The organism is Formosa bonchosmolovskayae (assembly GCF_051016085.1).
In the GTDB taxonomy this organism is placed as follows: Bacteria; Bacteroidota; Bacteroidia; order Flavobacteriales; family Flavobacteriaceae; genus Formosa.
This window is the reverse complement of sequence record NZ_CP174605.1, coordinates 2,136,973-2,158,065: the sequence shown is the minus strand read 5'-3', so window position 1 is coordinate 2,158,065 and position 21,093 is coordinate 2,136,973. Positions and strand designations below refer to the sequence as shown.

Here is a 21,093-nt window from a genome sequence, read left to right as displayed (position 1 = left end):
TATAGAAGTGTTATAGTGCGACATGAAGTGATTTTTATTTGGTTTCTTACTGCATTACTTTGTAGGGTATAGTTATTTCTTTATAATGTTTTTTAACAGTTCACAAACTTCTTTTGTATCATTATAATATTGAGACATATCTCGGAAAGTTATACTATCATTATTTCCGTGAGCAATGCTATTTCTATTTGATACAACTGAATTTATAGAACTTTTTTGTTGGTCTGTAATTGAATTTTCAAATTCAACACTCCAATCAGTATTAAATTCTGATAATAAGCTTTTAATCCGTTTAAAGTCTAAATTTGTTATATATTTAGTACGTTTAACTATGTAATTTGAAATTGGTTGCGGAGAAGTTCCGTCACAAAAATTTGAAATCAAAATCCTTGTTACATTTTCTAGATAACCAGATGTTCTAACACATAAATATCTAGATAAATGGGCTTTTGTTTCCTCTCCTTCATCGATTGTAGAAACCTGAGCAAATAGATTATCTAATTGTTTTTCAAATATATTAAGCTTATATAAACCCATTAATCTATATTTTTGAAAGTCTCAATTGCCATATTTATTCTAGTATTTACATTTTTATCATCTGATGTTCCTCCTTGAACAACTGATATAAATTCTTCGTTTTCTGTTAGTAATCGATATTTTTCAACAAATTCAGATTTGTTTTTTATTTCTCCAGATTTTAATCTTTTAGCTACTCCAATAGAAATTGAATCAAAAGCACCTAGATTTAAGTTTCTTTTTATTCTGAATGGTTTATTTCCTACTGTTTGAGTAATAAAATTGAATGTGTTTTTAAATGTGCTTTCAAACTCATTTTTTGGTATCTTTTCTAAATGTTGATGTTCAGACATAAATGCATTTAAAAATCCTTTTAAAGGTTTTTCATAATTTTCTCGATTATATAACAATGAAAAAAATCTTAATATTAATTCTTGTTCTTTTAATCTTATATCAGATTTTTTTCCAAAAATCGCTCTCCAACTTTGAAATTTGACAAGTTCACTTAGAAGTTCATTAAACTCCCCATAATAAATACAAGCTCTAATTTCTTGCGGTTTTAAAGCTCGACCTCCCGAATTCAATCGTTCAAATATTTGATAAACACTACTTTCACTGTCATCGGGCTCATCTTGTCTAACTACAGTTGCGTGAATAATAGAATCGTCAAGCCTCAATCTGTCAGACGTTTTAAGAGTCGCATAAGAGCGACCTAATAAATCTTCTTGAACATTTTGTAATTTAAAAGGAGTACTTTGGAAGTAACCTTTGTAAAAATAATAAAGACTCATTAATCTTTGTTGACCATCAACAACAAGCAGTCTATTTGTATCTTTTTCTTTTGAGAGGAAAATACCGGGAACAGGCAAACCTAATATCAAAGATTCAATAAACTTTGAAGCTTCATTAATACTCCATACAAATTGTCTTTGAAATGGAGGGATGAAAATAACTTTATCTTGAATTCTTTTCATTAAACTATCTACTGGATAGTCTGCACCATAACTAGTTATAACATATCTAAAATCAATTGATTCATTTTCTGATTCATCGTCAAAATCAAATAATAATGGTTGTTCAATGTTTATATCATTCATCTTAGTACTGTTTTTTAATTATGCCCAACGTTTAGTATAAGAAACGTAAGGCGGTTAAAAAGCACTTTCGTTTCGGTTTATTACTTAGCTAAATATAAATATTTTACTTTTATCTTTTTTACTATAAACGCCAAATTTTATATTTAGCGGACTTTGTAACTGAACACAAATCTTTTGGTTAAAAATAAAACCCCTATGTTTTTTATACGTTGTTACCATACGTTATTATGACAGCATTTTTTAAATTTTATTCCGCTTCCACAGAAACAAAAATCATTTCTCCCAATATCTTTTATTTGTTCTGGAAATTTGGTTTCATATTCACGCATTAAAGGGTAGTAATAATTCGAATCAAAAAACTGAGCAAAACTTGGGTCAAAAGACATAATATCGGAATTAGCTTTTCTATCAAGCATATTTTTTAAATAAGCATTAAGATAGTCTAGTTCGCTATTTGCAATGAAATATTTAGAATTAATCGTCCTCTTTTTAAAGTAGTCAAAAAGTCTCTCAAAATCACCTAAATACTTTACTATTATTTCTAAATCAAAAATACTCATCGTAATAGGGGTTATGTCTTTTTCATCGTGAAAAAACAACCTTGTGTGAGATGTAATAGATGGGTAACTATCTAACACAACACAAGCAGAATATATTTCATCAATTTTCCCGAATTCAATTTTCTCACTATTTTCTTTTAATTGAAAATAACATTCGTTGTTCAAAATCAAATCATAGGGTAAAGTTGCTTGTTTGTGAGCATCTTGAACAGCTAATTTAAAGTCTTTTTGAAAAGAGTCTATATTTCCGTTTTTAGATAACTGACTTAACCTTTTAGATTTTACTTGAAAAATAAGCATTTTGTTGTCTTTAACAATACAAATATCTAGGTCAGTTAGTGTTTTAGTTCTTACCTTTTTAACTTCAACTTCAGAAAAAATAAATTTAGATTCTATTTTTCTGGAAAGTATTTCATTAACAATATGTTCAGCAATATCACCTCTGTTTTTTTGAGCTTTACTTCGATATTCTTTAGTATCAATCATCCAATAAAAAGGGCTATCATATATAGCTTCACTGAGTAAATAAGGTAAAGGAATAATATAACTGTCTTTAGTTTTAATAACAGGTTTTATTCTAAAATGATTTAAATCACCGAAGTCATTAAAATCTTGATTTAATATTTCAGTATCATAAGTAGAAAAAGAATCTAATATCTTTATAAAATTTGGATTTTTTTTGAAAATAAAATTGTTGAATTTTAAACTATATAATTCAATACGATTTTCTCCAAATTCTTTAGTATTCAATTTATAATTAAGGATTGACTTTAAATTGACGTATAGGTTTTTAGCATCTTTTGGGTTAAAATTTTTATTTTCAATTAACCATAATTTATCTTTTGAATATTTTGTTTCTAAGAAGTTTAAAAATTGATAATCGTATGCCCCAGAGGGAGCATAAAATATAGTTTCTTTTACAGACTCTGGATTTGTTCTGAATTCAATATGGTAATTTTCAAATTTTTCAGGTTTGGGAAAATATTTTAGAAAAGTTAAATGATACTCATCCATAAGATTATGAACTTTATCAGCTATAGTCCTTGCGTTATCTTTATTGGGCTTTTTTTTATGTCTATTTTTTATCCATAAGCCAAATAAAAAAGCTAATTCATTTTCGTTAAGTAAATCTCTGAAATTTTGATTAGATAACTCATCTACAGAACAATTTAAGTTTTTTTCAACTAAGTAAATTAATACATTTAGAAAATCGATAAGAGATGAATATTCATTTAATTCTGCAATAATATCTTTTTCGTTTCTCACTTTTTTCTAATGTATGGTAACTCCTCATATACAAACAAAAGCCACCAATATCAGGTTTCAGCCTCCGGTTAACCCCATGTTTGTATGGTGTTTATAAACCTCTAAAATAAGATTTTTAAGACATCTTTAATATGATTTCTTGCATAAAAAAAAAGATTATCCTTATACATACTAAAAACACCTAGTGATTACATTTTGAAACTTAGCTTTAAATTTTTCCTACAAAATGTATTAACACCCTCATAAAGACCTATTGGGGCGTTTTTTATGGTATTTAACCCTTGAAGTGGCTCAAAAAATGGTTGAAAATGGAGTAGAACCACCCCAAATTCGAGCGTTGTTTTGCTAGGGGTTTTGTTCGAGTCTTGTTCGAGTCTTCTCCAGTACCTCTTCGCCCCTTATTTTAGTGTGTTTTTAAAAAACAGACCCATTCCCGAAGAAAACCGGAACGAAACCCGATTAACACCAAAAAAAAGAGCGTTTTACCACTAAAACGATTATTTTACTCCTACACACAAGTAATCTATTACTTACAAAAAAAACTTGCAAAATCATTCCAATGAACGTGTATTCAAGTAAATGACAACATTTGCTATGTAATACCTAACCCATAGACTTAATGAATCCGCAATACATAAATTTTGATAATCATAATCAGCATTCCAACAATACCACCAACAATGGCTCCGTTTAAACGAATATACTGAAGATCTTCTCCGACTTTACTTTCTATTTGTTTTACCAATTCTACATTCGATAATTTCTGTAAGCTTTCGCCAACCAACTCCCCTATTTTATGATGATGTGTATCGATAAGCTGAAGTAAAGTTGATTTTAACCACAAGTCGGTTTGTTTAATTTTTGAATCATCGTTCTGAAAAGATAGCAACATGGTGTTTACTTTATCACGGATTAACTCGGTGTACTCGTTTTCATCTTCAAACAGATGTGCTTTAACCATCACTTTTAAGCGTGTTAATCCTTGTTTTACAATTCCGGAATCCAGTAATCGTTCTAAAAATTGTTCTCCAAACTGATTCACATCGGCTTGCGCACTCTCATCTCCCGAAGTTAACCGCTCACCATAATCGTACAACTGCGCGTCTAAAGCCATAATAATTTTATGATCTTCTGGATTTGCTTGTATATCTTCTATAAGCTGTATTAATTGATCTTGTATACCTTCGGCAATGCGTTGTGGTTTTATGGCGCCAAAAAACTGTCCTGCTCCAACTAACCATCCTTTTACCTGAGAACCTTCTTTTTGTTTATTTACTAAGACTTGAACTTCGGTAACCAAAAATTGGTAGGTAGACTCCGAACTCACTTTATCTCTCAATACGTCAAGAAAAACCATTAAAATACCATAATGATCTTTTTGGTTTATGGTCTGCTTTAGTAAATTCCCCAAAATTTCGGCTAAATTATTACCTTTTAGTGCGGGTCTAATAATGCCTTCTAGGGTATGTACAACATCGTCGTGATCTAATTTTAAAACTAAAGCTTCTAGTTCAGGTTTTAGTGTTTTTCGAATGGTTTCCTGATTATCGCCTTCTAATAAATAATTTACTATTGGCTTTGCTAGAGAAACTCCAGCAATTTTATCACGAATCATGTCTTTAGACAGCCATTCGTTATTTACCAAATCCACAATACCAGCCGATAATTTCTCTCGACTTTTTACAATAATATTGGTGTGCTTTCTAACTATAGGAATAGGAATCTCTTGGAATAAGGCACGCACGGCAAACCAATCGGCTACACCACCTACAACAGCGGCTTCGAAACCCGCGAGTAGAATTTCTAACCAATCGCCCTGATAGATATTAAAGTATTTTAAAACCAAACATCCCACCATGCAAATAACGGCGATGGCCAAGGACCGATTTCCTAATCTGTTTTTTTTCATGATAACTTCTATTTACTAGACAAGGTTATAATAAAAACTGAGAATTGGTAACTCTATGCAAATAAAAACAGTCTGAAAAACACATGCAGAAAACGCTAATTGTTTTTAAACTAGACTTCAAATTTTAAAGCATCAAACATAAACGAATTTTCAAAACGTTTTAATCGAGAATCATACTCGTCTGCAAAAACAGCAAACTGACATTTCTCGACACTTTCTCCCAAACGCAATATTTCGTTATATGTATTTTGGCGGATTAAGAATTGAGCATCTTCAATACAAATTAATTGGACATCGGTTAAATGGATACTATTAAGAAAGTATAATTTATTTAAACGTTTTACCGTTGCAATTAAAATATCTGTACCTATATAAATTTCTTCGCGTTGCGCATCAATTTTATACTCGTCGTATATACAGTAAATACGTAAATCTGTAGGTTTAGAAAATACTTCAAATTTTTCCTTTAAGGCCAAGGCTTCTGCTTTATCTTTTACTAAAACTATGGCTCTTGGCGCATCTCCTAACGCTTCCCCTTTTAGTTTCTGAATAACACTTAACACAATGGCAGTAGATTTCCCACTACCTTCCGGTCCGATCCCAAATACATTGGCCCCACTTTTTATTGTAGAAAGCACCTTTTTCTGTAAAGGCGTGGTGGTTTCAAATTCTAAACGATCTAGAGTTTCTTTAAGAACAGGAAGTATTTTTTTAAAAGACATAAAATTAAAGATTATTTTGAAGTTGCAAAGAACGGGCTTATACATACTCTAGCCTAATTTGAAGGCAGTTTTCAATAGCAAACAAAGCGACTATCACTTTTTTATTCTGAAGTATCCTTCTATTTTTGTAGTATGAGTGACGATACATTCCCAAAAATTATACAAGACGACGATGCAAATTTACAACTTCAAATTTCTATTGAAGCTGTAAAACAAGAACTTGAGACCATAACTAATCAAATTGAGGCTTTCGAAGCTGTCTTAAGGCAACATCTTACCGATTATATTGTTGAAGCACAAGAATTAAATACCCTTTACAAGCAACAAAAACGGGCGAAAAAAGACAAACGTTTAGCACAAAAACAACGTGGTAAAAATTATGTCCCACCAACAGGTTTAAAAGCGTCTTCTAAACAAAATACAGACATTACCGAATCGGATACCGAAACACTTCGGCTAAAAAAGCGTTTATATCGAGAAGCCATGTTACAGGTACATCCGGATAAATTTAGTTTATCTCCCAACAGCCAAGAATCGGCCACAGAGATTACAACACGACTGATTCATATTTATAAACATGAAGATTTAAATGCGTTACAGGCATTCCATGCACAGATTTTTTCTGATAGCTTAGATATTAATTTAAATACTAAATCCTCAGAAACACCTACAATTTCAAAAACTGAAGCTTTAGAATTCACCCTTAAACAATTGCAAAAAGAACTTAAAACCTTAAAAGAAACGGATCTTTTTGATATTATCTCTACCTATAAAAACCCATTACATTTTGTAGACGAACTTATACTGTATTATAAAGACAAAATTGAGAAATTGAAAAAACGTACCCGAACTAAAAATTAAGCTTTATAGTAAAATTCTAATACACGAGATACACTATATTTGCAAAAAAAAATCAAATAATCAATACCCTTTCTCATGAAAAAAAATTACATCAGTTTCATACTTTTTGCTCTCGTTACAAGTATCGGGTTTGCACAAGAATTTAATGTGAACCTATACGGTTCTTATACGTTTCAAGACCGATTCGATTCGTATTACGATTACGGAAGCTATTATGAAGGAAAGATAGAAGACGGTTTTCAGTGGGGAGCTGGTCTAGAGTTAAAGACGAGCCCATATATGGGCGTTGAATTATTGTATTTACGTCAAGACACTAATGCACCTACTCATTATTTAGACGAAGGCTTCTTTGCAACTGAACGATTCACCAATTTCGATCTTGCTATTAACTATGTTATGATTGGCGGAAACCGATATTTTGGAGCATCTAATTCGCCTTTACAAGGATTTGGAGGATTAATGGCTGGTATGGTGATTGCTAATTTAGAAAACCCAGATAACGGAAACACCGAAACTGCAACAAAATTTGCTTGGGGAGCTAAGTTTGGAGGTATCTACTGGATGAGTCCTAGAGTAGGATTAAAAATGCAAGCCCAATTGGTGTCTGCGGTACAAACTGTAGGTGGTGGTTTTTATTTTAGTGGTTACGGCCCTTCTGCAGGATTAAGCACATATTCTACATTTTACCAGTTTAGTTTAGGTGGTGGTTTAGTATTTAAAATGAACTAAACCTGAGTACAACAAGTCAACTTACTTTATACATCATAAAAAAAATCCCGAACAGTTTTGTTCGGGATTTTTTTTATATGCTAATCTGTATATCTCTTTAAGAGCATACGTCTTTAGTTTTAAACTCGTTTTTTGTAAAGCAGATGAACCACTAAAATCAAAATAGAAAGTACCAATCCTAAAACAGAAACACCTACCCATTTGTAATGTTCCCAAGCCAAGGCACCTAAGGTTGTCCCGATAGCACCACCAATAAAAAAGGACACCATATAAATAGTATTAACACGGTTTCGTCCTTCTGGATTTCTAGAAAATATTATATTCTGATTGGTAATATGAAGCGCTTGCATACCTAAATCGACTAAAATTACACCCACAATTAAGCCAAAAATTGAATGTCCGGACACAAGAAAAACACCCCAAGACACGATTAAAAGTAATGTTGAAAATAGAATAATACGATTCTTAGGTAATTTATCATTCAGTTTTCCTACCACGGTTGCACCCAATGCGCCTACCATTCCTAACAATCCGAATAATCCTGTAATGGTACTTCCGTACCCAAATTCATCTTCCATTAAGAAAACTAAAGTTGTCCAGAACACACTTAAACCCGCAAAAGACAACGCGCCTCGAAGCGATGCCAAGCGTAATTCTGGTTCGGTTTTAAAATAGAATACAATAGACTGAAACAAATCTTTATAAGTTCCTTTAAAATCAGGATTTAGTCTTGGTAACTTAAACCGAAGTAAAACAAAGAGCAAAACCATTAAGGCGGTCGCCCCAAAATACATGGTTCGCCAACCAAATTGTTCTCCTATAAAACCACTAATAACGCGACTTCCTAAGATTCCGATTAATAAACCACTCATTACAATACCAATAGCTCGGCCACGGCCTTTATCGTCGCTTAACTGTGCGGCCATAGGTACAAAAAGCTGGGGCAACGAAGACGTGAATCCTATAAAAAAACTACTTACAATAAGCACCCAAAGGGAACCTGCGGTAGCGGCCACTAATAATGAAATAACCATAAGTATAAAATCGTATTGTAGTATTTTATGATTTGATAATTTATCACCCAACGGCACAATAAAGAATAGACCAAAGGCGTATCCTAGTTGTGTGCTTAATGCCACGTGACTGACTTGAGATTCTGTCACACCAAAATCTACGGCTATTTGATGTAGCAACGGCTGGTTGTAGTACAAATTTGCAACTACTAAACCAGCCGAAAAGCTCATTAAATATAAAACTGAATTACTAAGTTTATTCATGGTATATAATATGAGACCAAATTAAGCAAAAATTGACCATTTGAATATCTCTATACCTACAGAATTATAACTTAAATACGCTTAATATGAATTACAAATCGTGTACTATTCATTCCTAGTATTAAAATCGGCATCGGTTAGTGTTTTCATAAAAGCAACTAAACTCGCCTGTTCCGATTCAGATAAATCTAAAGAATCAAAAGGTAAGGTTTGATACTCTTCTTGGATACCAATACCTTTTCCGCCTCCACGATTATAAAAATCGACCACTTCTTCTAATGTATTATACACGCCATTATGCATATAAGGCGCCGTTTTTTCGATGTTACGCACAGTTGGTGTTTTAAAAAAGTGTTCCCGTTCCTTAGTTTTATAAAAATTATAACGCCCCAAATCTTTACTTACAATAGCATTAATGGTATCGTTATTTTCTGGAACGCCTAGTAATTCTAATTCAGTATCGGTGTAATTTGGAGGCACGGTTCCGTTAAATAAAGGTGGAAAATGGCAGGTTGCACAAACCGCTTTACCCATAAATAAATTGAATCCGTCTTTTTCTTCTTGCGTTAGAGAATGCTCTAATCCATTAATATTTTTATCGAATTTAGAATCGAAACTATTTAATGTACGGACGTAAGATGCTATGGCATGTCTAATATTATATTCTACTCTGTCGTTATTATACAAAGTTGTTATTGAGGTTTTATACTCTGAATTATGCATTACGCGATTCACTAAAGAATCCATAGGTAAATTAAATTCATCATGATTTTCGGCAACGCCCACAACCTGCCCTTCTAAACTACCTGCTCGCCCATCCATAAAAAAAGATTGCTGATACGCGGCATATGTTAAGGTTGGTGAGTTTCGTATTTGCCTGTCATCGAAAGTTTTTCTTCCATCTGTAAACGCTAAATCTGAAACATGACAACTTGCACACGCCATTGTTTTGTTTTTAGACAATAGTTTATCGTTAAACAATTGCTTCCCAAATTCTGCCTTTTCTTTAAGCTTTAAAGTATCACTTTTATAATCTGTAAAATATGAAACATTTAATGTGTTCTCTCCAAAAAGAGATGTCGCGTTGTTAGTTAAAGCCATTTCAAAAGGAAATGTAACCTGCCAATCATCTTGAGTTTGTACTAATAATTTTAGTTGATTATCGGTATGATTTTTAATAAAGCTGAAACGGTCAAAGCTTTCAAAATCGTGATTTAAAGTAACTATTGCGTTTTCGAAAGACGACTTTAAGTCGTTATAAATAGCTTCCGAAGAAAATTCATCTTTAAACACGTCTACTACATACAACAACGTCTTGTAGGTATACTGACTTTCTTTTAAAGACTGAGCAAGTACAGGCGAATCAAAACCTGTAATTCCTGTGGTTGCAATCCGAACCACTTGGTTTCTCAATAACCAAATAATGTGATAATCCTTTAGTGCGATTGCCGTATTTCCTTGGATTAATTTTAGTCGACTACTAGTCATTTTAACCACCTGGTGTAATGCCAAAGTATCTAAAGGTTCTTCATGAAGGAACTCTTCAATAACTTGAAATCCGAAAGGTGTTCTAATTTTAATATCTGTAGCATCTTCCTCTAGCACTTGCAGGATATTTGGTGCATTTAATGACTTATAATTGTTTTGGTCTACAAATGCCAAAATAGGTTCTAAAGCTTTAAAGTGATGTCTTGCACTTTTGTAAGCTTCAATTTTATCTGATGTAGAATTTAAAGTTGAAATAGAATCTAAAGCAAGAACACTTTGTTCGATTTCAGATTTGAAAAAATTTAAAATGTGCTCGTTAGTCGTTAACTGCTGATTTACAGTGTCAGGCTGTTTTTTACACCCCATTTGCATGAAAAGCAAAAGACATATACCTATAGTATATGTCTTAGCTTTCATAAATAATATGTTATTCATGAATTTATTTTTATCTTATCTTTCTAATCCAGTTATTTTGAATAAAACAGAACCTTCGTTAGTTGCAGTCGCACCTTCTAATACTGAATTTGCTTTTGGGTCTGTAAAAAATGTTCCATCTGGAGCATTCCAACCATGGTTTTGAGTCATTACCATAAAAGTGTTTTCACCATTATTTACAACATCTGTAACATCAATCATTCCTGTAATTTCCCACATTGAAGATGCTGTACCGTAACCTATAGATTCTGCATAGTCTTGGTCGCATTCTAAAACAGTTTTAATTTCTCCTGTTGACAGGTTATACTGATATAATTTTGCAAAACCAGAAATTGCTGAATTTAAAGATGCATAACCATTCGGGTCTTCTTGAATGTACGCATAGTTTTCTGTAACTAAAATGTTATCTGGCGAGTGGAAACCATCAGCTTTACCACCTACAATATCTCCATCTAAAACACAAGTGATTTTAGCAGGACCAGTTGGGTCTTCTTCATTTAAGACTACTTTATACACACGACCTAGTAAACTTCCTTTTCCTACTAAATCTGCACTGTAACGTCCTGTTACACAAAAGTAAATTTCTCTTTGGTTAGCAGCAGAACCTCTTCTCCAGTCGATATCTTCTAATCTAGAGAATCCCATAACACCTTTAGCTTTAGCTTCAGCATCTAATAAATCGATTTGAGTTTCTTCTAATTCAACAAATTCTGCTTCGTATTCTGTTCCTTCAGCCATTTGCGCTTCAAAATCGATACCTGCACTTGTTACTTTTAATCCGTATAATTTACCATTATCGAAATTCCCACGGCTTCCTACATACATTCCTAATTGACCAGAAGGCACTGAATTGTCTGAATGGTCATCGCCAATAAAAACAACAGTTTTACTTGGATACGCATCTTTACCTATTGGCACTGCATTTTCTGTAGACCATTGTCCTAACTTAGGTAACATAATTGCAGTATCTGCATCATCGGCAGATTTGTAAGGATTTGTAGCAAATACACCTTTAGATGAACCTCCCCATTCTCCTCCTGAAAGATATAATGGTCCGAAACCATGTTCTTCTTGAGTAATTAAAGTTCCTGAACATTGTGCAGTAAATGCTGTTGCGAATGCATTCACAATATAATCACCATGTATAGGTTGTAAATCTGAGTTTAATTTTATGCGTGCAATAGAATAATCGCCTTCAATATTGTTTATTAAAGTAAAGCTACCATCATTTTCTGCTAATAATCCAGCACCATCTGCAAGAGAACCGTATACGAAATCTGGTGTACTTTCTAATCTATCTTCAGAAGATAAAATAGTTGTAATGTTAATTGATGAGAATGCACTTTCTACTTTTAATAAGTTTGGTGTTTTAGACTCGGTTAAAGGTATTAAGTCTTCAAGCGTTAAATCTTCTCCGTCTTCACCATCTTCTCCGTCTACACCGTCTGCTCCATCTACGCCATTAACACCATCTTTTCCATCTTCAACATCACAGCTTACTACTAATGTGCTGGTTGCTGTTAGTACAAATGATAAAAGAAAAATTCTAATAATTTTGTTCATAATTTAAAGTTTAAGTTGATTTTTAGTTGTGAACAAATCTATTATTAGCACCGTGGAATCTTGTTACGTAAGTAAGGTAGTTTGGTTAATATATCGCTATCTAAATGTTACCTGCATTAACACAACATTACCGGATTACCGGAAAACACACGCTAATATTAATTGAAAATTAATCACGCTTTTTAAAGTGTAATGCCCCATAGAATTTCTGTACTTTTTAACACGCTTATAATAATCCAATTAACTGTTGTATAAATACTTTTTTAAGAGTGGTCTATGGAATTCACTTAACGTCTGATATTTCTATTTAATAAATCGCGTTTTTAAACCTTTTAAAACACAAAAAACCTCAAATCGGATAGATTTGAGGTTTTTCACAGGATTAATTATACTTTACTATTACATATTTCTTCGGTATTGTCCGCCCACTTCGAATAATGCTTCTGTAATTTCTCCTAAAGAACACACTTTACACACATACATTAAGGCTTCAAAAATATTTTCGTTATGAATGGCTTTATGCTGCAGGTCCTTCAACAATTCCGCAGTATCATTTCCTTTATGAAGATTTTCTAGTGTTTTAATTTGAAATTGTTTCTCTTCTTCCGTCGCACGAATCACTTCTTTTGGAATAACCGTTGGTGACCCTTTAGAACTTAAGAAGGTATTTACACCAATAATTGGGAAATCGCCATTGTGTTTCAAGGTTTCGTAGTATAAACTTTCTTCTTGTATTTTACTACGCTGATACATGGTTTCCATAGCACCTAAAACGCCACCACGTTCTGTAATTCTGTCGAATTCTAACAGCACAGCTTCTTCTACTAAATCGGTTAGCTCTTCAATAATAAAAGACCCCTGAATAGGATTTTCATTTTTAGCTAATCCTAATTCTTTGTTTATAATTAACTGAATGGCCATAGCACGACGCACCGATTCTTCGGTTGGCGTGGTAATCGCTTCATCGTACGCATTGGTGTGTAAAGAATTACAATTATCGTAAATCGCATACAGCGCTTGAAGACTGGTACGAATGTCGTTAAAATCGATTTCCTGAGCATGTAAACTACGTCCAGACGTCTGAATATGATATTTTAGCATTTGCGCTCTTGAGTTAGCGCCGTATTTTAATTTCATCGCTTTAGCCCAAATTTTACGCGCAACACGTCCGATAACGGAATATTCTGGGTCGATACCATTAGAGAAAAAGAACGATAAGTTTGGTCCGAATTTATTAATATCCATCCCACGACTTAAATAGTACTCGACATACGTAAATCCGTTAGACAATGTTAATGCCAATTGCGTGATGGGATTGGCGCCTGCTTCGGCAATATGATATCCAGAGATAGATACCGAATAAAAGTTACGTACATTATTATCGATAAAATATTCTTGTACATCGCCCATTAAGCGCAAGGCAAATTCTGTAGAAAAAATACAGGTATTTTGTGCTTGGTCTTCTTTTAAAATATCGGCTTGCACGGTACCACGAACTTGCGCAATGGTTTTGGTTTTAATATCTAAATACACATCGGCAGGTAATACTTCGTCTCCGGTTACGCCTAAAAGCATTAAACCTAGTCCGTTATTTCCTTCAGGAAGTGCTCCATTATATGTTGGACGTTCTACGCCTTTAGCTTTATAAATGGCATCTATTTTAGCTTCAATATCTTCAACTAAATCATGCTCCTTAATATATAACTCACATTGCTGATCGATGGCGGCATTCATAAAAAAACCAAGTAACATTGGAGCAGGACCATTAATAGTCATACTTACAGACGTCATGACATCGGCTAAATTAAAACCAGAATATAGTTTTTTAGCATCGTCTAAACAACAAATACTGACTCCGGCATTACCAATTTTTCCATAAATATCGGGACGTAAATCGGGATCGTTACCATATAGCGTCACACTATCGAACGCTGTAGATAAGCGTTTTGCTGGTAACCCAGCACTTACATAATGAAAACGACGATTTGTACGTTCTGGTCCACCTTCTCCTGCAAACATACGTGCTGGATCTTCACCGGTACGTTTAAACGGATACAGCCCTGATGTATATGGGAATTCTCCTGGTACATTTTCCTGTAAGCACCAACGTAAAATATCGCCCCAAGCTTGATACTTTGGCAAAGCGACTTTAGGAATTTGTAGGTGTGAAAGTGATTCGGTATGTGTCTCTATTTTTATTTCCTTATCTCTGACTTTAAAAGCGTAAATCGGATTCTTGTATGTATTGACTTTTTCCTTCCAATTTAAAATGACTTCCCAATTATAAGGATCAAGATTAAGTTTTACTTTATCGAATTGTGCAACAAGTAATTTAATGAATGAAACATCGTCGTCCGTTTCCTTGTCTTTTAAAATGTTGTCTAGATCTAGTCCTATTTTAGAAATTTCAACGTCTACATTCGTAATAGACTCTATGGTTTTAAAAATCCCAAATAATTTCTGAGCCACCACCACTTGATCTTCGGCCGTTTTATCGTACCCACGGTTATTTTCAGCAATTTCTGAAAGGTAGCGTGTTCTTGAAGGCGGAATGACATAAATCTTTTCGCTCATTTCTTTCGAAATGGTAAAGGTTGACTTTAAATCGGAATCTAAATTTTCTACCAATCCATCCATCACAGCTTTGTACAGCGTGTTCATTCCGGGATCATTAAATTGGGAAGCTATCGTTCCGAATACCGGCATAGTATCCGGATCTGCGTGCCACATATTATGGTTACGCATATATTGTTTTTTTACATCGCGAATGGCATCTAGAGCCCCGCGTTTATCGAATTTATTAATCGCCACCAAATCGGCAAAATCTAACATATCGATTTTTTCTAACTGAGTCGCCGCTCCAAATTCAGGAGTCATCACGTATAACGACAAGTCGCTGTGTTCTATAATTTCGGTATCCGATTGTCCAATTCCAGAGGTTTCTAAAATAATTAAATCGTATTCGGCGGCTTTTAACACTTCAACCGCTTCATTCACATGTTTAGACAGTGCTAAGTTAGACTGACGTGTAGCCAAACTACGCATATACACACGAGAATTATTAATCGCATTCATACGGATTCTATCTCCTAAAAGTGCTCCTCCAGTTTTTCGTTTTGAAGGATCTACAGAAATTAATCCGATGGTTTTCTCTGGGAAATCTATAAGAAAACGACGCACCAACTCATCGACCAAAGACGATTTACCAGCACCTCCTGTTCCTGTAATTCCGAGAACGGGCGTTTTTGATGTCTTATTTTTAGTGTGAATCTTTTCTAAGGTCTTTTTTGATACTTCAGGAAAATTTTCAGCAGAAGAAATGATTCTAGCAATAGCTTTTGAATTTTTCTCTTTCAATTTATCTACATCTACATTCAACTGGTCTCCAACCGCAAAATCAGCTTGCTTAACCAAATCGTTAATCATCCCTTGTAGTCCTAGTTCCCGTCCATCGTCTGGAGAATAAATTCTAGCGATACCATAATCCATAAGTTCTTTGATTTCCGAAGGTAAAATTACACCACCTCCACCACCAAAAATCTTGATGTGTTCCGAGCCTTTTTCCTTAAGCAAATCGAACATATATTTAAAATACTCGTTATGTCCACCTTGATAAGATGTTAAACAAATCGCATTGGCATCTTCTTGAATTGCTGTGTTAACAACCTCCTCGACACTGCGATCGTGGCCCAGATGGATTACCTCTACTCCAGTTGATTGGATGATGCGTCGCATGATATTAATAGACGCATCGTGCCCATCGAAAAGGGAAGCTGCGGTTACTATTCGTACTTTATATGTTGGCTTATAAGGATCTACTTGTCTCATTATCAATAAAAACTATTTAATTGAGACGCAATTTACGGAATATTCAAAAATAACTTGTATTTAACTTAATTTATCTAAAAGCATTTCAAGTAGTGTATACGTTCAAAATTTAACTATTTTTAATCTTTTATTGAAAACTATTAAGATGAATAAAATCACACTTTTAATGCACTGCAATGATCAATCTGGAATCATCGCAGCAGTATCTAATTTTATCGCTCAAAACAGCGGAAACATTATATATATTGACCAACATGTAGATCGCGAGCAGGATATATTTTTTATGCGTTTAGAAAGTGAATTCGAAACAGACACCTTAGATTTAGAACAACTAAAACATACGTTTAAAAGCACATTAGTTAAACAGTTTTCAATGAAATGGCGTATTTACACGTCTGAAGTACAGCCTAAAATGGCACTTTTTGTATCTAAATACGATCACTGCTTATACGATATCTTAGGACGTTATAAATCGGGAGAATTAGATGTACACATTCCGTTTATATTAAGTAATCATTTAGACTTAAAACCTATAGCCGATAGTTTTAATATTCCTTTTTACCATGTTCCAGTAACCAAAGACACCAAGCCTGAAGCAGAAGCTAAGCAATTGGAATTACTAAAGAAGCACCAGGTTAATTTTATTGTTTTGGCGCGTTATATGCAAATTATATCTCCGAAGTTAATTAGCGAATATCCGAACAAGATTATTAATATTCACCATTCGTTTTTACCAGCATTTGTTGGAGCGAAACCATACCATTCTGCTTACAAACGCGGCGTTAAAATTATTGGAGCGACAAGTCATTATGTTACAGAAGATTTAGATGCTGGACCTATTATCGAGCAAGATGTAACACGAGTATCTCACAACCAAGCTATTGAAGATTTAATTGCTAAAGGTCGAGATTTAGAGAAAATTGTATTGGCCAACGCCATTAAACATCATATAAACAGGAAGGTAATGGTGTTTAATAACAAAACCATTATTTTCTATTAATTACTTCGTTCTATATTTATAACAGACCTTAATAAATCTTGCAGTTCGGGTTTACAAGACTGCTGTATATAGGTTAATTGTAAATTAGATAAGAAGGTTCTTAAAATATAAACTTGAATGTTTGTGTTGTTTAAACGCAATAGTTCGTCCTGCCAAATCGAGAATAAAGTTTCAATTATTTTAGAATTTTGCGCGTAGTTAAAATTGATTTGATAACACAAACTTTTAGAGTAGCTTTTAAATAACAACGGATGTTCTATTAAACGCTTAAAATAATGATGAATTTTAAGGGTTATTTCATCTACAGAGTTTAAATCATAACAGAAAAAATCTAAAATACTTCTTCCTTGCTTAGCTAGTAAAATGAGGAATGCACTTTCTATTTGATTTTTCTTATTATGTACATGATTATAATAAACATCTAACCCCAAGTTGGTATTTATAATCATAACATCGCAAGACAAAATTTCAACCAAAAATGCTTGCATAACATCAACTTGATCTGTAGAGATTATGAGTTCTTTTTTATAGCCTTTGCTAGAAAAACTTACCATTTTAAGTGGAGGTATTGTCATGATTACGCTGGTGTATTAAAATGCAATGGACACGATTAAATCTTGCCTTTAATATATAGTCTCGTGTATATTCAGTCTAAAAATTGAGGTATTAAAACCATCTGTTGCAAACAAGTGTTTGCCTTCAAAAACTCGAATTCATCTAAATTTATGCATTTTTTTAAAAATATACGCATATTTTTGCGTTTCAAATCCTAAAAAAACAACTTTTGAAACATATTATTTTAGTCTGCACGATAGTGTTTTCTTTAAACACATCTGCGCAAACCTTAAGCGATCTTGCTAAATCATTTAAGAAAGCAACATCGTCCTCATCAACTTCTACTTCTTCAACAGCGTCATCAATTATAAACATGTCTAATACAGATATTGCTGCGGGATTAAGAGAAGCCTTAAATTTAGGAATAGAAGATCAGGTTAATAAATTAACCCAAACGGATGGTTTTTATAAAAACGACTTAGTTAAAATCTTGCTCCCAGCCGAATTGCAAAAAGTAGATACCGCTTTACGAAAAATGGGATTAGCCAATTTAGCAGACGAAGGTATAAAGGTACTAAACCGTGCCGCAGAAGATGCCGTAAAAGAAGCTACACCTATTTTTGTTGATGCTGTAAAAGACATCACTTTTGATGATGCCAAAAGCATCTTACTAGGAAGTGACGATGCTGCAACAACCTATTTAACTTCTAAAACGGAAACAGAACTATATAAAAAGTTTAATCCTGTAATTAATGAATCTTTTAGCAAAGTAGGTGCCGACAAAGTATGGACAGGGCTAATTTCTAAATATAATAGTATGCCTTTTGTTACTCAAGTTAACCCGGATTTAACAGATTATGTAACTAAAGAAGCCTTACAAGGTGTATATACTATGATTGCCGTAGAAGAAAAAGAGATACGAAAATCGACAGCAGCTCGGTCTACACAATTATTACAATCGGTATTCGAACTACAAGATTAATAACGGCCAACTTTTAAGGTTTTAGTCGTACAGCATAAGCAATTTTCTTACCGATTTATAATCTGTTTAACTGAAATTGATATCAACTAAAAGCAACTCTTAAACTAGAGTTGCTTTTTTTTGGTAAATTTTATGATTTGTCTGTTCATGCATTTATTTTTTTAGTGTATATTTAAAACACTAATAGCCAATAAGATGAAACCAAATGACCGCCTCAAAGAAAATAAGCAGAAACTAAACAGACGCTACAAACAACTTATTGAAAGGGCTTATAATTTTCGCCAAACCGATGCCGCAATAAGTGATATTTCCGAATATAAAGCCATTAAATTGTTAAACAAATTGAATCGGCTGGAGTATTTATATCGTGGAGAAAACAATTTACCAACCCAATAAAACATTATAGTTTTATTAACTAATCTCTAAAGTTTTTGGCATGGTTTTTACGTTATAATATTCAAATAACTTAATATTATGAAAAATCAATTTAGTAAAGTAGGAAACGTAAGACCAAGTCTAAAGAAACTATTAAAAGTAGAAGAATTACAAAATTTATATAAGTCTTTTATTGAAGAAGCATATAATGTAATGCAAACAGATAGTAGTTTAAGTGATTATTTATATTTCGAAGCTACCAAGCTAAAAAAGGAAATGATTCGTGTTGAATCTAATGATCACGACAGATTTCGCTCAGCCCTTTAAAATAGTCGAAAGCCTTTAATAATCTAGAGCCATACCAAGAGAACATTTCTCCGTCGACCAATATTATTTTGGAATTTGGAAAATAAGCTTGGACCTCTTTTATATGTTTATTTTTAAACGGAAAAGGCTCGCTAGATAAAAATATTAGCTCGGGTTTTATCGTAATTTTTTCAATATCTATTTCAGGATATCTACTTTGATGCGCAAAAACGTTATCTAATTTATTCTGAACTAATAAATGATTGATAAAATTTTCGTTCCCGGCAACCATCCATGGTGATTTCCAAATAAAGTAAGCAACCGTTTTTAAAGGTTTTATAGACATATAATCTTCAAATTCTGACTTACTTTTTTTTATGCCTTTTATTAAAGTGTTTGCCTGGTCTGGAATATTAAAAATCTCCCCATACATGCATATTAGCTCTAAACTATCGTCTATTGTATAAATATCTGAAATATGAACAGGTGCAATTTGCTCCAATTCAGAAATCATATCTTTGGCATTTTCCTCTTTATTACATAAGATAATATCGGGTTGTAATGCTTTAATTTTATCGTAATTAACCTGCTTTGTACCGCCTACAATTTTCTTAGTAGACAACAATGGAGTTGGATGCACGCAAAATTTAGTAATTCCAACAATACGATCTTCCAGCCCTAAATCACATAATAGTTCTGTCTGACTAGGAACCAAAGATACTATACGTCTTGGAACCTTATTTAAATGGAAGGTTCTATGTAATTGATCTTTAAAGCGAGTCACCAATATGTTATTTCGAATTTAGAATGGTTTCCATATCTTGTTGGAGCATTTTGGCATTCTTCGCAGCGGCTTCGGCGAAATCTGTTCCGTTAGAAGCGTAGATAATTCCTCGAGACGAATTAATTAATAAGCCTACATTAGCTGTCATTCCATATCTACATACGTCTTGTAAGCTTCCGCCTTGGGCACCAACACCTGGAACCAATAAGAAACTATTTGGAATAATTTTTCTAATATCTGTTAAGTATTCTGCTTTAGTCGCTCCTACAACATACATAAGTTGTTCTGAATTCTCCCATGTTTTAGAAGTTTCTAAAACCTGCTTATACACTTCCTTACCCTCTATGGTTTTGGTTTGAAAATCGAAAGCACCTTGATTAGAGGTTAAAGCTAAAAGAATAGTATGCTTATTTTTAAACGTTAAAAAAGGCTCTACTGAATCTTTTCCCATATACGGTGCGACAGTCACACTATCGAATGCTAAATCTTCTAAAAATGCTTTGGCATACATAGTACTTGTATTACCAATATCTCCACGTTTTGCATCGGCAATGGTAAAAATTTCAGGGTAATTTTCATTTAAATAATTAATAGTCTTTTCTAAAGATTTCCATCCTTTTAATCCATAAGCCTCATAAAATGCAGTGTTAGGCTTATAAGACACACATAAATGATGTGTTGCATCTATAATGGCTTTATTAAATTCGAAAATAGGATCTTCGGTATCTAATAAATGTGGTGGTATTTTATTTAAATCGACATCAAGGCCAATTGCTAAGAATGATTTTTTTATTTTAATCTGCTCAATTAATTGTTCGGTAGTCACTGTAATTTACTTTT

General features: G+C 33.2%; 18 protein-coding genes. 6 read left to right on the top strand and 12 right to left on the bottom strand.

The genetic code is table 11. The features are described 5' to 3' along the window. Positions 1 to 72: 72 nt before the first annotated feature. From ACKC83_RS09185 to ACKC83_RS09165, 5 genes are all read right to left on the bottom strand, one after another. Entirely contained in the window at positions 73 to 537 is a 465-nt protein-coding gene (locus ACKC83_RS09185; protein WP_434035283.1) for an MAE_28990/MAE_18760 family HEPN-like nuclease, read from the bottom strand. Beyond that, a complete protein-coding gene (locus ACKC83_RS09180) occupies positions 537 to 1,613 on the bottom strand; it encodes a DUF262 domain-containing protein (RefSeq protein ID WP_434035282.1) in 1,077 nt (358 codons plus the stop codon). The genes ACKC83_RS09185 and ACKC83_RS09180 overlap by 1 nt, the downstream gene beginning before the upstream one ends. Positions 1,614 to 1,825: 212 nt before the next feature. Further along, the gene (locus ACKC83_RS09175) at positions 1,826 to 3,439 is read right to left on the bottom strand and encodes a YecA family protein (RefSeq protein WP_434035281.1); all 1,614 of its coding nucleotides are present in this window, start codon (positions 3,437 to 3,439) and stop codon (positions 1,826 to 1,828) included. A gap of 616 nt (positions 3,440 to 4,055) precedes the next feature. Continuing rightward, on the bottom strand, positions 4,056 to 5,348 hold the full coding sequence (locus tag ACKC83_RS09170) for a DUF445 domain-containing protein (protein WP_434035280.1): 1,293 nt from the start codon (positions 5,346 to 5,348) through the stop codon (positions 4,056 to 4,058). Positions 5,349 to 5,458: 110 nt separating this feature from the next. Beyond that, entirely contained in the window at positions 5,459 to 6,070 is a 612-nt protein-coding gene (locus tag ACKC83_RS09165; protein ID WP_414036004.1) for a DEAD/DEAH box helicase, read from the bottom strand. A gap of 132 nt (positions 6,071 to 6,202) precedes the next feature. Between ACKC83_RS09165 and ACKC83_RS09160 the strand changes: the two genes are divergently transcribed. After that, positions 6,203 to 6,931, top strand: coding sequence for a hypothetical protein (locus ACKC83_RS09160; RefSeq protein WP_434035279.1), 729 nt, complete (start codon positions 6,203 to 6,205; stop codon positions 6,929 to 6,931). A 75-nt stretch (positions 6,932 to 7,006) separates the two neighbouring features. Further along, the gene (locus tag ACKC83_RS09155; RefSeq protein WP_434035278.1) at positions 7,007 to 7,660 is read left to right on the top strand and encodes a hypothetical protein; all 654 of its coding nucleotides are present in this window, start codon (positions 7,007 to 7,009) and stop codon (positions 7,658 to 7,660) included. Positions 7,661 to 7,779: 119 nt separating this feature from the next. Here the strand turns inward: ACKC83_RS09155 and ACKC83_RS09150 are convergent, their stop codons facing one another. The 4 genes from ACKC83_RS09150 to ACKC83_RS09135 all read right to left on the bottom strand — a co-directional run bounded on the left by ACKC83_RS09150 (position 7,780) and on the right by ACKC83_RS09135 (position 16,251). Then, positions 7,780 to 8,937 (bottom strand): MFS transporter, encoded by a 1,158-nt coding sequence (locus ACKC83_RS09150; protein WP_434035277.1) that lies wholly within the window; start codon positions 8,935 to 8,937, stop codon positions 7,780 to 7,782. A 105-nt stretch (positions 8,938 to 9,042) separates the two neighbouring features. After that, the gene (locus ACKC83_RS09145) at positions 9,043 to 10,860 is read right to left on the bottom strand and encodes a cytochrome-c peroxidase (RefSeq protein ID WP_434035276.1); all 1,818 of its coding nucleotides are present in this window, start codon (positions 10,858 to 10,860) and stop codon (positions 9,043 to 9,045) included. 15 nt (positions 10,861 to 10,875) lie between these two features. Continuing rightward, positions 10,876 to 12,423, bottom strand: coding sequence for a phosphatase (locus ACKC83_RS09140; RefSeq protein ID WP_038527623.1), 1,548 nt, complete (start codon positions 12,421 to 12,423; stop codon positions 10,876 to 10,878). A gap of 399 nt (positions 12,424 to 12,822) precedes the next feature. After that, entirely contained in the window at positions 12,823 to 16,251 is a 3,429-nt protein-coding gene (locus ACKC83_RS09135) for a methylmalonyl-CoA mutase family protein (protein WP_434035275.1), read from the bottom strand. A 145-nt stretch (positions 16,252 to 16,396) separates the two neighbouring features. Here ACKC83_RS09135 and purU point away from each other — a divergent pair, with 145 nt between their 5' ends. Next, complete coding sequence (gene purU / locus ACKC83_RS09130) at positions 16,397 to 17,251, top strand: formyltetrahydrofolate deformylase (protein ID WP_414036011.1); 855 nt, start codon at positions 16,397 to 16,399, stop codon at positions 17,249 to 17,251. On the opposite strand, the gene ACKC83_RS09125 is transcribed toward purU, so the two are convergent. Continuing rightward, complete coding sequence (locus tag ACKC83_RS09125) at positions 17,248 to 17,826, bottom strand: hypothetical protein (RefSeq protein WP_434035274.1); 579 nt, start codon at positions 17,824 to 17,826, stop codon at positions 17,248 to 17,250. The genes purU and ACKC83_RS09125 overlap by 4 nt on opposite strands. Positions 17,827 to 18,035: 209 nt before the next feature. Here ACKC83_RS09125 and ACKC83_RS09120 point away from each other — a divergent pair, with 209 nt between their 5' ends. The 3 genes from ACKC83_RS09120 (at position 18,036) to ACKC83_RS09110 (ending at position 19,490) form a co-directional block, all read left to right on the top strand. Then, entirely contained in the window at positions 18,036 to 18,788 is a 753-nt protein-coding gene (locus ACKC83_RS09120) for a DUF4197 domain-containing protein (protein WP_434035273.1), read from the top strand. A gap of 195 nt (positions 18,789 to 18,983) precedes the next feature. Continuing rightward, the gene (locus ACKC83_RS09115) at positions 18,984 to 19,184 is read left to right on the top strand and encodes a Lacal_2735 family protein (protein WP_414036014.1); all 201 of its coding nucleotides are present in this window, start codon (positions 18,984 to 18,986) and stop codon (positions 19,182 to 19,184) included. 78 nt (positions 19,185 to 19,262) lie between these two features. Next, positions 19,263 to 19,490 carry a Lacal_2735 family protein gene (locus ACKC83_RS09110; RefSeq protein ID WP_414036015.1) on the top strand — a complete coding sequence of 76 codons (228 nt, stop codon included), beginning with the start codon at positions 19,263 to 19,265 and terminating at the stop codon, positions 19,488 to 19,490. On the opposite strand, the gene ACKC83_RS09105 is transcribed toward ACKC83_RS09110, so the two are convergent. Beyond that, the gene (locus ACKC83_RS09105) at positions 19,456 to 20,253 is read right to left on the bottom strand and encodes an ABC transporter substrate-binding protein (RefSeq protein WP_434035272.1); all 798 of its coding nucleotides are present in this window, start codon (positions 20,251 to 20,253) and stop codon (positions 19,456 to 19,458) included. The two genes, ACKC83_RS09110 and ACKC83_RS09105, sit on opposite strands and share 35 nt — an antisense overlap. Before the next feature lie 7 nt (positions 20,254 to 20,260). Next, entirely contained in the window at positions 20,261 to 21,079 is an 819-nt protein-coding gene (gene pyrF, locus ACKC83_RS09100; RefSeq protein WP_434035271.1) for an orotidine-5'-phosphate decarboxylase, read from the bottom strand. Positions 21,080 to 21,093 lie beyond the last annotated feature (14 nt).